Source organism: Clostridium sp. (genome assembly GCF_040797585.1).
In the GTDB taxonomy this organism is placed as follows: Bacteria; Bacillota; Clostridia; order Clostridiales; family Clostridiaceae; genus Clostridium_Z.
This window is the reverse complement of record NZ_JBFNEO010000068.1, coordinates 1-12,972: the sequence shown is the minus strand read 5'-3', so window position 1 is coordinate 12,972 and position 12,972 is coordinate 1. Positions and strand designations below refer to the sequence as shown.

Annotated in this window: 13 protein-coding genes; 12 read left to right on the top strand and 1 reads right to left on the bottom strand. The window is 30.9% G+C overall.

Annotation, left to right across the window (positions count from 1 at the left end; genetic code table 11):
• The first annotated feature begins 268 nt into the window (after positions 1-268).
• From AB2369_RS06345 to AB2369_RS06290, 12 genes are all read left to right on the top strand, one after another.
• Positions 269-2,122, top strand: coding sequence for a TIGR03960 family B12-binding radical SAM protein (locus AB2369_RS06345; RefSeq protein ID WP_367665637.1), 1,854 nt, complete (start codon positions 269-271; stop codon positions 2,120-2,122).
• A complete protein-coding gene (locus AB2369_RS06340) occupies positions 2,106-2,807 on the top strand; it encodes a TIGR03936 family radical SAM-associated protein (RefSeq protein WP_367665636.1) in 702 nt (233 codons plus the stop codon). The genes AB2369_RS06345 and AB2369_RS06340 overlap by 17 nt, the downstream gene beginning before the upstream one ends.
• Before the next feature lie 217 nt (positions 2,808-3,024).
• A complete protein-coding gene (locus tag AB2369_RS06335) occupies positions 3,025-4,464 on the top strand; it encodes a ribonuclease E/G (protein WP_367665635.1) in 1,440 nt (479 codons plus the stop codon).
• A 129-nt stretch (positions 4,465-4,593) separates the two neighbouring features.
• Positions 4,594-4,908 carry a 50S ribosomal protein L21 gene (rplU, locus tag AB2369_RS06330; RefSeq protein WP_367665634.1) on the top strand — a complete coding sequence of 105 codons (315 nt, stop codon included), beginning with the start codon at positions 4,594-4,596 and terminating at the stop codon, positions 4,906-4,908.
• Positions 4,909-4,910: 2 nt separating this feature from the next.
• Positions 4,911-5,324 (top strand): ribosomal-processing cysteine protease Prp, encoded by a 414-nt coding sequence (locus AB2369_RS06325; RefSeq protein WP_367665633.1) that lies wholly within the window; start codon positions 4,911-4,913, stop codon positions 5,322-5,324.
• Positions 5,290-5,592: a 50S ribosomal protein L27 gene (gene rpmA, locus AB2369_RS06320; protein ID WP_367665632.1), complete on the top strand. Its 303-nt coding sequence runs from the start codon at positions 5,290-5,292 to the stop codon at positions 5,590-5,592. The genes AB2369_RS06325 and rpmA overlap by 35 nt, the downstream gene beginning before the upstream one ends.
• A gap of 367 nt (positions 5,593-5,959) precedes the next feature.
• A complete protein-coding gene (gene obgE / locus AB2369_RS06315) occupies positions 5,960-7,234 on the top strand; it encodes a GTPase ObgE (protein ID WP_367665631.1) in 1,275 nt (424 codons plus the stop codon).
• 11 nt (positions 7,235-7,245) lie between these two features.
• On the top strand, positions 7,246-7,551 hold the full coding sequence (gene yhbY, locus AB2369_RS06310) for a ribosome assembly RNA-binding protein YhbY (protein ID WP_367665630.1): 306 nt from the start codon (positions 7,246-7,248) through the stop codon (positions 7,549-7,551).
• 2 nt (positions 7,552-7,553) lie between these two features.
• The gene (gene nadD, locus AB2369_RS06305; RefSeq protein ID WP_367665629.1) at positions 7,554-8,156 is read left to right on the top strand and encodes a nicotinate-nucleotide adenylyltransferase; all 603 of its coding nucleotides are present in this window, start codon (positions 7,554-7,556) and stop codon (positions 8,154-8,156) included.
• An 11-nt stretch (positions 8,157-8,167) separates the two neighbouring features.
• Entirely contained in the window at positions 8,168-8,734 is a 567-nt protein-coding gene (gene yqeK, locus AB2369_RS06300; RefSeq protein WP_367665628.1) for a bis(5'-nucleosyl)-tetraphosphatase (symmetrical) YqeK, read from the top strand.
• 17 nt (positions 8,735-8,751) lie between these two features.
• Positions 8,752-10,005, top strand: coding sequence for an LCP family protein (locus tag AB2369_RS06295; protein WP_367665627.1), 1,254 nt, complete (start codon positions 8,752-8,754; stop codon positions 10,003-10,005).
• 18 nt (positions 10,006-10,023) lie between these two features.
• The gene (locus AB2369_RS06290; RefSeq protein ID WP_367665626.1) at positions 10,024-10,923 is read left to right on the top strand and encodes an RluA family pseudouridine synthase; all 900 of its coding nucleotides are present in this window, start codon (positions 10,024-10,026) and stop codon (positions 10,921-10,923) included.
• Between the two features lie 228 nt (positions 10,924-11,151).
• Here the strand turns inward: AB2369_RS06290 and AB2369_RS06285 are convergent, their stop codons facing one another.
• Positions 11,152-12,465 carry a sodium-dependent transporter gene (locus tag AB2369_RS06285; RefSeq protein WP_367665625.1) on the bottom strand — a complete coding sequence of 438 codons (1,314 nt, stop codon included), beginning with the start codon at positions 12,463-12,465 and terminating at the stop codon, positions 11,152-11,154.
• Between the last annotated feature and the right edge of the window lie 507 nt (positions 12,466-12,972).

Genomic DNA, 12,972 nt, shown 5'->3' with positions numbered 1-12,972 from the left:
TGTTAGGTATTGTAGATAAGAATAAAAATAATATATTTACTATATTAGATGAGAATATGAAGGTTTTAGGTGTAATATATGAATATGAAGTAATTGAAACCCTTAAGTTATATGGAAATATGTCTATTGAAGAATATATGATAAAAAGGGATAAAAAAGCCATGGAATAAAATTTCCATGGCTTTTCATTTACAAATCATAGGTTTATTCTTATAATTATATCTTAGAATGTAAATTAAAAGAACTATGTCCTTGGGAGGAAAATTTAATGAAGATAAACTTAGATGATATTTTATTTAGAGTTGAAAAGCCCGCTAGATACACAGGAGGAGAGTTAAATTCTATATATAAAGACCTATGCAAAGAACATATAAGATTTGCATTCTGCTTTCCAGATACTTATGAGGTGGGAATGGCCCACTTAGGAAGCAGAATATTATATCATACCCTAAATAAAAGGGAAGATACATATTGTGAAAGATGCTTTGCTCCATGGCCAGACATGGAAAAACTATTAAGGGAAAAAAACATACCTCTTTTTACATTAGAAACTAAAGACTCTTTGAAAGAATTTGATTTTCTTGGATTTACTCTTCAGTATGAGATGAGTTATACTAACATATTAAATATGCTTAATATGGCAGATGTAACAATAAGAGCTTCAGAAAGAGGAGAAGATGAGCCGATAGTTATGGCAGGTGGTCCTTGTGCCTATAACCCAGAACCTCTTTATGATATAGTAGACTTCTTTGAACTTGGAGAGGGAGAAGAGGTAATGAATGATGTATTAGAGGTATATAAAAAATATAAGGGTCAAGGAAAGAAAAAAGATTTCTTAAAAGAGATTTCTAAAATACAGGGAGTATATGTACCTTCTTTATATGATGTAACTTATAATGAAGATGGAACAATAAAGGAATTTACTCCTAAGTATGAAGATGTTCCAAGTAAGGTTTCAAAAAGGTTTATAGCTAATTTTGATCAGGTAGAATTTCCAGATGATATAATAGTTCCCTATACAGAAATAGTACATGATAGGGTTGTTCTTGAAACCTTTAGAGGATGTACCAATGGATGTAGGTTCTGCCAAGCTGGAATGATATATAGACCAGTTAGAGAAAAGACTACAGAAACTCTTTTAAAGCAAGCAGATACTTTACTTAAGAGTACAGGGTATAGTGAAATATCTTTAAGTTCTTTAAGTATATGTGATTATTCAGATATACAAAATTTAATAAATACCTTAATTAAAACTCATGGAGAGAATAAGGTAGCAGTATCATTACCGTCCATAAGAATAGATGCTTTTTCTGTGGATTTAATTAAAGAAATTCAAAAGGTTAGAAAAACAGGACTTACCTTTGCTCCAGAGGCTGGCAGCCAAAGAATGAGGGATGTAATAAATAAAGGTGTTACAGAAGAAAAGGTTCTTGAGGCAGCTCATTCAGCTTTTGAGGCAGGATGGTCTACTATTAAGCTTTATTTTATGATAGGACTTCCTTATGAAGATATGGAAGATGTTAAAGGAATAGCCCACTTAGCAGATAAGGTAGCAGGAGAGTATTTTAAGGTACCAAAGCATATTAGAAATAAAGGACTTAGAGTTACTGCAAGTACATCTATATTTGTACCAAAACCATTTACTCCATTCCAGTGGGTTCCACAGGCTAGGATGGAAGAGGTTGGAGAAAAGATAAAAGCTGTTAAGCTAAGTATTGAAAGCAAGGCAGTTAATTATAATTACCATGAATCCCTAGTGTCATATATGGAGGCCATATTTGCAAGGGGAGATAGAAGGCTTTGTAATGTAATTATAAAAGCCTTTGAAAAAGGGGCTAAGTTTGATGGCTGGTCAGAGTATTTTGATTTTGATCTTTGGATGGAAGCCATGAAGGAATGTAATGTGGATGGTGATTTCTATGCTTATAGAGAAAGAAGCTATGATGAAATCCTTCCATGGGACTTTATAGATATTGGAGTAAATAGAGATTATTTAATAAAAGAAAATGAAAAGGCTAAAAATGGAGAGCTCACTAAAAACTGTAGAGAAGGTTGTACGGGTTGTGGAGTAAATGTTAACTTTAAGGAAGGAGTGTGCTTTGAAGGTGCGTTATTTAATTAAATTTACAAAGGATGATTCAATAAAATTTATATCTCATTTAGATCTTTTGAGAACCCTTCAAAAGATCGTAAGAAGAGCAGCTCTTCCTGCAGAGTATTCTAAAGGTTTTAATCCCCATATGAGTCTTTCTATAGCTCAACCTTTGTCAGTAGGACATTATTCAAAGGGAGATTATATGGATTTAATCTTAACAGAAGATATGGACATAGAAGAAGTTAAAGATAGGTTAAATAAGTTTAGTAACATTGGAATAAAATTTCTAAGTGCTACAGCTATAGAAATAGTTCTTAATGAAAAAAGAGTTCCAAAGGCTATGGCATTAATAGATGCTGCTGATTATATTATTAAAGTAAAGTTTGAAAATCCTAAAGAAAAAATTTATCATATAGAAAAACTTTTAGAAAAAGATAATTGGGAAATAATAAAAAAGAGTAAGAAGGGTGAAAAGACTGTAGATCTAAAACCACAAATTATTAATATAGATTTAAGATATGATTCAGAGTATGTTATCATAGATCTTAAAGCATATTGTGGAAGCAGAGAGCATCTATCCCCAGAACTATTTGTAAATTATATAAAGGATAATGTAGAAGGATCAGATAAAGAAGCTTTTACTTATATAGAGAGAACTGAGATGTTTACAATAAAAGATGGAGAGTTTATTCCTTTATATAAATATGAATAGTATAATAGCCTTCAGTTTTTCCTGAAGGCTTAATACTTTAGGTATCTAAAGTGAAATGGTTAGTGATATATGGAAAAAATATTTTTGATAATACAAAGATTCTACTTAGAGAGGAATCATCACTGGATTTTTAAATTGTAGTATTACATAAAATATATTTGTATAACAACTAGTGACTTTTTTAGTTACCTTAATAAAGATAATAGGAAGTGCAGCTATGAGAGAAATATTTATAGAAAAAAGAAATAATATAAGAAGAGTAGCTCTAAAAGAACATAACAAACTAATAGAATGCTTTATAGAAGAAGAAAAAAATGAACCTATCCCAGGGGAGATATATAAGGGAGTAGTTAAGAATATAGTACCTGCTATAAAATCTGCCTTTGTAGATATAGGTTATGATAAAAAAGCTTATATGTATTTAACAAAGGATAATATAAAAAAAGGTGAAGAACTTCTTGTTGAGGTTGTAAAAGAGGAGCTTGGGGATAAGGGAGCTAAGATTCTAAATCATGTAACTCTTCCAGGACGATACGTGGTACTAACTAATGAAAGGCATCATATAGGTTTTTCAAAGAAAATAGAAAACCAGGAGTTTAAAGAAGAGGTTTTAAATAAGATAAAGGTTCCGGAGGGTTTAGGTATAATGATAAGGACTCAAGGAGAAAAGGTATCCTTAAGTGCTATAGAAAAGGAACTAGAACATCTTTATAATAAATATTTAATTATAGAAAGAGAGTTTAAGTATTCTCTAAAACCAGGACTTCTCCATGGAGAAAAGAGTATAATAAATAAAATACTAAGAGATGCAGTAAATGATGAGACAAAAAAAATTACTGTAGATAGCGAAGAAGATTTTGAAAGTATTAAAGGTTACATAAAAGATAAAGAAGATATAACTATAGAACTTTCTTTATATAAAGAACACAGAACTCTTTTTGATTATTATGGAATAGAAAAAGAAATATTGGCTTTAAGAAACAATAGGGTTAATCTTGAATGTGGTGGACATATTGTAATAGAGAAGACTGAAGCCATGTATGTTATTGATATAAATTCAGGAAAAAATGTTATAGGAAGATCCATAGATAGAACAGCATATACGACAAATATTCAAGCCGCAGAGGAAATTGCACGACAAATAAGACTTAGAAATTTAAGTGGTATAATCGTTGTAGATTTCATAGATATGGAAGAAAAGAATGATAAGAAAAAAATAATAAGGACCTTAATAAATGGTTTTGAAGGGGATAAAAATAAGACTATGGTATATCCCCATACGGAGCTTAATTTAGTTCAGATAGCTAGAAGAAGAAGAGGGAAAAATATATATGAATACATAGAAGAGCAATGTAAATGTTGCAAAGGTCATGGTAAAAGACTAAAACTATCCTATGTAACTCTTCTTATAAAAAATGAAATTCTAAAAAAGGATGCTGAAAATAACATACATGATATATATATAGAAGTTAATTCTATGTATAAGGATATTGTAAGAGAAGATTTATTTAACTTTATAAAAGACATAGATGGATTAAATAAGAACATATATTTAAATTTTACAGATATAGTTGAATATTTCAATGTAGAACCTCTAATATTTTCTAAACAAATTGAGAGTTTAATGGAATATAAAGTAGATTTTAGTGAAAAATAATGACAAAATAACTTTACAAGGATATTTTAATGTGCTACAATGTCTTTTGTAGACCGCACGTCACTGGTTTTATATAAACACAATTTTGTGTACCTTAGGCGGCGAGACTGGATAGAGGAGGTGTATTTAATGTACGCAGTATTAACAACAGGTGGAAAGCAATACAAGGTAGCTGAAGGAGATGTTATTTTCGTTGAGAAGATAAACTCAGAGGTTGACTCAACTGTTGAGTTAACAGAAGTTCTTGCTGTTGCTAAAGACAATGGAGAATTCCTAGTTGGAAAGCCAGTAGTAGAAGGTGCTAAAGTTGTTGCTAAGGTTATAGCTCAAGCTAAATCTAAGAAAGTAGTTGTATTAAAGTATAAAGCTAAGAAAGACTACAGAAAGAAGCAAGGACATAGACAACCTTACACTAAGCTTGTTATCGAGAAGATAGAAGCATAATTATGATTAATGTAGTTATAAGAGAACATAAGGGTAATATAGTAGCTTTTAATATAAAGGGGCATGCTCTTTCAAGGGAAGTTATAGAAGAATCAGTAGGAGAAGCCTATGATCTTATATGTAGCGCCATATCAACTTTATCACAAAGTGTTATACTTGGTATTGAAGAGGTACTTAAACTTAAAGTTAACTATAATATCCATGATGGATATCTAAATCTTGATTTAAATTCTTTAGGTGAGATAGATATTTTAAAATGTCAAGTTTTACTTAAAACTTTTAAGATAAGTATAGAAAGTTCCATTAAAAGTTTAGACTTAAGTTTCGGAGAAAAGAAACGTAAAGAATATATAAAGTTAAAAGTAGAGGAGGTGCAGTTCCATGCTAATAATGAATCTTCAGTTATTCGCTCATAAAAAAGGAGTTGGTAGCTCCAAGAACGGTAGAGATAGTGAATCTAAGAGACTTGGTGTAAAGAGTTCAGATGGTCAATTCGTTCTTGCAGGAAATATATTAGTAAGACAAAGAGGAACAAAAATCCATCCAGGAACTAATGTTGGAATCGGTAAGGATGATACTCTTTTCGCTAAGATAGATGGAGTAGTAAGATACGAGAGATTAGGAAGAGATAAGAAGAAGGCTAGCGTTTACCCAGTAAATGTTGAGGAAACTATAGCTGAATAATTTTTATGAATTAAAGGCACCCTATTAGGGTGCTTTTTTGAAATTATAGGAAATTTAGCTAATACATATAATACCGTACCAATAGGTGGATATTATAGAACGAATCTTCCTTCCGGTGGTGTTCTTTCTACCATCTGAAGGTTAGATGAGTTAATCTAGGGGCTTAGTAACTGTTATCCCCACCTTTTAAGAGGATGGAGGTGTTACAGCTTATATCCATCAGATAAAATTAATTAAGATTTTGTGTAACTTTATATTTAATTTAGGAAATAATAATAGTTAGTTTACCTTTCCTTCCTATTATAAAATTTTTATAATAAGAAGGGGAAAAAGGAAAAAAATAGAATAATACATAGAGGGTGATTATATGTTTATAGATACAGCCAAAATATTTGTTAAATCAGGAGATGGCGGGCATGGTGCTGTTTCCTTTAGAAGAGAAAAATATGTTCCTTTAGGTGGACCAGATGGCGGAGACGGTGGAAATGGTGGAGATGTTATTTTAGTTGCAGATAAAAATATGACAACACTTTTAGACTTCACTTATAGAAGAAAGTATGCTGCTGAAAGAGGAATCGACGGAACAGGATCTAAGTGCTATGGTAAGGATGGAGATAATCTTTACATAAAGGTTCCAATGGGGACTATAATAAGAGATGCTGAAAGTAATAAAATAATGGCTGATTTATCCCATAATGGTGATGAATATGTGGTTTGCAAGGGAGGAAAGGGTGGAAAAGGAAATGCTAAGTTTACCACTCCTACAAGACAGGCACCTAACTTTGCAGAACCAGGTATGCCAGGAGAAGAAGGATATATACTTCTTGAGCTTAAGCTTCTTGCTGATGTAGGACTATTAGGATTCCCTAACGTTGGAAAGTCCACTTTATTATCAAAGGTTTCAAAAGCTAAACCTAAGATAGCTAACTATCATTTTACAACTTTAAAGCCTAACCTTGGAGTAGTTGCTTTAGGAGGAATTTCTCCTTTTGTAATAGCTGATATACCAGGTATTATAGAAGGGGCTGCTGAAGGAGTAGGCCTTGGACTAGACTTCTTAAGACATATAGAAAGAACAAGGGTATTAATTCATGTTGTTGATATATCAGGAATAGAAGGAAGAGATCCAATAGAAGACTTCATAAAAATAAATGAAGAACTTAAAAGATATAGCGTAAAACTTTGGGATAGACCTCAAATAGTAGCAGCTAATAAGAGTGATATGTTATATGATGAAGAAACCTTTAAAAACTTTGAGGATAAAGTTCGTGAAATGGGATATGATAAGATATTTAAAATATCTGCTGCTACAGGAGAAGGGGTTGAGCCACTTCTTAAGGAAGCTGCAAGATTATTATCAGAAATACCAGTTACTGATCTTGAAATAAGTGAAGAAGAGAGATTCATAAGAGAAGAAAAGAGATTTACTCATGAAATAAGAGTTGAAGATAATGTTTATGTAATAGAAGGTACTTTTGTAGATAGACTATTACTAGCAGTTAATGTAAATGATCCAGATTCTCTAAGATACTTCCATAAGGTTTTAAGAAATAAGGGAATAATAGATGAATTAATAGCAATGGGAATAGAAGATGGAGATCTAGTAAGATTAAATGACTTTGAATTTGAATTCTTATTATAATGGAGGTAAGTATGATAACTAGTAAACAAAGAGCTTATTTAAGATCCTTAGCTCATAAAATAGATCCTATATTTCAAGTGGGGAAAAACGGCATAGAAGATGCCTTTTTAAAGCAAGTAGATGATGCTTTAGAGGCTAGAGAACTTATAAAGTTGACAGTATTAAATAATAGTGGATATGAAGCAAGAGAAGCTTCAGATTTAATATGTGAAGAATTAAGATGTGAAGGAGTTCAGGCAATAGGTAATAAATTTGTCATTTATAGAATGTCAAAGAAAAATCCTAAGATAGAATTACCAAAGCCAAATAAGAAATAGTAATGAAAGTTGGAGTTTTGGGTGGGACTTTTGATCCCATCCATAATGGTCATCTCTATATAGCTGAGGAGGCTATGAATAGGCTTTCCTTAGATAAGTTAATCTTTATGCCAAGTGGAAACCCACCTCATAAAAAAAATAAGAATATTTTAGATGGAACTTTAAGATATGAGCTTATAAAATCTGTTATAAGAGATAAGGAAAAATTCTATATAAGTGATTTTGAAATACTTAAAAAAGGATTAAGTTATACCTATGAAACCCTTCAGTATATAAAGGAAGACTTAGGAACAGATATAGAGATTTATTTTATAACAGGAGCGGATTGCCTAATAGATATATATAAGTGGAAAAATATAAATGAGCTCTTTAAACTATGTAAATTTGTAGTATTTTATAGGAAAGGTTTTACTGTGGATGAAATACTGAAGCAAAAGAAAAAGGTAGAGGAAGAGTTTAACGTTGAAATAATATTTTTACACCTATTAGAAATGAACATATCTTCAACCTATATACGAGAAGCCATAAAAAATGAAGAGAGCTTAAGTTTCTTATTACCACCTTCTGTGGAATATATAATAAAAGAATTAAGGTTATATAAATAGGAGGGGGATTTATGTGGACTGAAGAACAAATAAAGGTATATTTAAGGGAAAACTTAAAGGAAAGTAGGTATATACATGTTTTAGGTGTTGTGGAAACAGCTGAAAAGCTTGCATCTATTTACGGAGAAGATAAGATGAAAGCTAGATATGCTGCCTTAATTCATGATTTAGCTAAACATGAAAATGGAAATACTTTAATATCAATATGTGAAGAGCATGGATATACTTTAAGTTTAGCAGAAAGAAATGCTCCTCATCTACTACATGGTCTTGCTGGAGCTATAATAGCTAAAGAGAAAATGGGAATAGAAGACAATGATATATTAAATGCAGCTATCTTTCATACCACAGGAAAAGAGGATATGACTCTTATTGAGAAAATAATATATATAGCAGACTATATAGAACCAAGTAGAGACTTTAAGGGAGTAGAAGAGCTTAGGGAGATAACTTTTAGAAATTTAGATGAAGGGCTACTTAAGGCCTTTGACAACACTATAAAATTTATTATAGATAAAGGACTTTTAATACACCAAAGAACCATAGAAGCTAGGAACTATCTTGTAAATAATAAATAGATAAAAGGTGAGTGCTTATGGGACATAAGGTGAAAAATAATAATAAGAAATCAAAAAACAAAATGGCTATAGTAATACTTACTTTGCTCATTTGTATTTTAGTAGCTGGAGTAACTTCAGCAACTTTTTTTTACAACTTCATTGGTAAAATTAGTAAAAATAATATAAAAGCAACAGTACCCAATTCTAAGGATGAACCTATAAATGTATTACTTTTGGGACTAGATATAGGGGAAGCAGGGCAGGATGATAAAAGTGTTCCTAAAAGAAGTGATACTATGATGGTTGTAAATTATAATAAAGAAGATAACGCTTGTAGTATTATTTCTATACCAAGGGATACCTATGTTGAAATCAATGGTAAGAGTCAGAAAATAAATGCGGCCCATGCAATAGGGGGACCTGCTTTAGCCATAAAATCTGTAGAGAATCTTTTAGATACTAAGATAAATTACTATGTAACCGTAGACTATGAGGGGTTTAGAAGCTTTATAGATGCCATTGGTGGTGTTGAGATGGAAATAGACAGAGATATGATTTATGATGATAATACTCAAGATTTGCATATAAGGTTTAAAAAAGGCGAAACCGTTACCTTAGATGGAAAAAAAGCAGAAGAGTTTTTTAGATGGAGAAAAAATAATGATGGAACAGGCTTGGCAGATGGAGATATTGGTAGAATAGAAAATCAGCATAAGCTAATGAGTAAGGTTATGGAAAAGGTAACCTCCCCTAGTATAGTAACTAAAATAGGAAAGATTCTTGATTTAATACCAAAGTATGTAGAAACTAACTTTAGTGGAGAAGACATATTAAGCTATGGCATGAGTTTTGTAAAAGTGGATAAAGAGAATTTTTCACAGCATACCTTAAAGGGAGATACTGAATATATAAAAGGGCTTTCTTATTTCTTATATGATAAAAAAAGAAATAAAGAAGTAATATCAATCCTTAATGGAGATAGTAAAGAGGTTTTAAGTCAGAGTAAAATAAAAGAAAGTCTTAATATAGAAGTATTAAATGGAACTAATGTAAATGGTCTTGCAGCTAAATATTCAAACACTCTAAAAGATAATGGTTATGACCATATAACCACAGGCAATACTAAACCTATAGAGAAGAGTAAGATTATAGTAAAAGGAAAAGAAAAGGAAGATTTAGCTCCCATACTTAAAAAGGATTTTAACATAGAAAATATAGAATTTTTAGAGGGAGATGGGGGAAACTTTGATATAATAGTAATGATAGGAAAAGATTATAAGAAAAACTAACATTAAGAGGAGAAGGCTATGAGTAAACTTGAAAGAAGAGTAAGTGGGGAATTTAATAATAAGAAAATAAGAGAATATTTAAAAGAAGAGCTTAAGCTTTCTACAAGACTTATAAGAGGAGCAGCCTTAGATAAAAGAATATTAGTAAATGGTAAGGCTGTGAAACTTAATCACTTAGTTAAAGAAGAAGATAGAATAGAGATAATATTATCTAAGGAAGAGAATCAGGACATAATACCTGAAAAGATGGATCTTGATATAGTTTATGAGGATGAAGATTTAATTGTAATAAATAAGCCTCCATATATGGTGGTTCATCCTACTAAAGGTCATAAAAGTGGAACCTTGGCCAATGGGGTTCTTGGCCATTTTAGAGAAAATAATGAAAATTGCATTGTAAGGCTTGTTAGTAGATTAGATATGAATACATCAGGACTTATAATAATAGGAAAGAATCAATATGCTCATATGGCATTATCAAGGGATATGAAAAGAGAAGATTTTAAGAAAATATACTTAGCTTTGGTTCACGGTAAGTTAGAAAAGTCTTCAGGAACTATTGACTTACCTATTTATAAGGAAGGTGAGGATAGTATAAAAAGGGTAGTAGACCTTAGAGGTCAAAGAAGCATAACCCATTATACTGTGGAGGAAGAGTTTAATGATTCATCCTTAGTTAAACTTACTCTAGAGACAGGAAGAACTCATCAGATAAGAGTACACCTAAGCCATTTGAATTGCCCTATATATGGAGATTCTCTTTACGGATATGAAGAAGATAGTGCTTTAATTGAAAGACAAGGACTGCATGCTTATGGATTAGAATTTCCTCATCCAAGAACAGGGGAGATTATAAAACTTACTTCAAAACTTCCAAAGGATATTGAGGATTTAATGAATAGATTGAAAAAAGTTTAAAGTTATTATAGGGTTTTAAGGTTAGAAATTCTACGGAGGTCATTAAGATGCCTAAAGTGAAATTAACAGTTGCTACGACCCTAGATTAACTCATCTAACCTTTAGATGGTTGAAATAACACCACCTGAAGGAAGATTCGTTCTATAGGAAAGGTACTATGAATTTTTTATATTCATAGTACCTTTTACAGTATAAGGATAATAATAAGTTATCACTTTTAGATAAAACTTAACCTATACCACCATATACAACTCCTAGAATAATAACTGAGAAGGTAACTATTGGGAAAATGTATTTAGAAAGATAGTAATAGTATTTACCTAAAGGTCTATTAGAACCAAGTTTTATCTCATTTAAAGCTTTATCATATCCATAGATCCAATAGAAAACTATAGAAACTATAAGTATACCTAAAGGAGCTAGGAATATAGTTATGAAGTCTGAGAATTTAGAAAAAACATCCATACTTAAATTAAGAGGAATAGATAATACAAAGCCTACTAAAGACACAACAATTGTAGATTTTTTTCTAGACCAATTAAAGTGAGAGATAACAGCCTCTACCGGCCCTTCCAGCATAACCACTGAAGAGGATATAGCTGCAAAGATTATACTTAAGAAAAATACTATACTTATTAATCTACCAAAGGCCATAGACTTAAACATAGCAGGAACAGTTATAAAAAGTAAAGATGGTCCAGCTGCTATATCAAGATCGAAAGCAAATACTGCAGGTATTATAACCAAAGAGGCAAGTATTGCTGAAAGGGTAGTAAACACTGCTGTATTTATAGTAGAGGAAATAAGATTTATATCTTTATTTAAATAACTACCATATACAACCAAGGCACATCCAGTAAGAGAAATAGTAAAGAAAGCTTGTCCAAGTGCCATTACCCAAGTTTCAACGTTAAGTAGATATTCCCATCTCGGATTAAAAAGATAGCTAATTCCTTTAGATGCTCCAGGAAGAGAAAGAGAGTTTATTGTAAGAAGAAAAAATATTATAAATAATGCAGGCATAATTATTTTATTTAATTTTTCAATTCCTTTTGTTATACCAAAAATAACAATGCTTAAAGTTAGAATAATAGCTAGACCATTCCAAAATATACTTTCTTTTGTGGCAACAAAGTTTTGGAAAGCTTCAGTAGGGTTTAACTTTAAGATATCTCCATTTAAGCTTAAATAAAAATACTTTAATATCCACCCAACTACAACATTATAAAATACTAATATTCCAAATAAGGCTAGGGTAGGTATTAATGAAATTATTTTATATCCTTTAAGGTTTTTATCTTTAAAAACCTGCCTTATTCCACTGAGAGAGCCAGTCCCTAAAGCCCGCCCAAAGGAAACCTCAGTTAAAAATCCAGTGGTACCAAATATGAATACAAAGAATAGATAAGGGATAAGAAAGGCAGCTCCACCATATTCACCTATTCTATAAGGAAACATCCATATGTTCCCAAGACCTACAGCTGCTCCAATACAAGAAAGAACAAAGCCTAATTTTCCAGAGAATTTTTCTCTTGAACTCATTTTATCACTCCCATTCATTTAATATATAGAAAAAGCTACATAGAATATTCTATGTAGCTTAAAATTCTGTATAAGTAAAGCCACATAGATTACCTATGTGGCTTTTTTAATCATCACTAAAGGTTAGCCAACATAGATACAAACTTTTGGGAAAGTTTGTATCTATGACGAAATCATAAATACAAACTCTATCTAAAGTGGCTAAAGTAAAATCTATTAATATTAAGTTGTGAATAATTAGAACTTAAATAGTTATTCATAATATTCTCCTTTTAGATAGATTGTATTTTATTATTTTTAATAATATCATTATAAAATCCCTATGTCAATAACATTATTTCAATATTATTTAAAATAATTAATAACTTTTTAATTTCATCTCTAAAGAAAAATTTATAGCTCCTAGTTTTCTAGAAGCTATGGATAATTTCTCTTAAGTTTTTTATAGCGTCTTTTTGCTAAAAATTTCCTTTTGATTTTATTAAATCTTATTATAAAAGTTAGTAG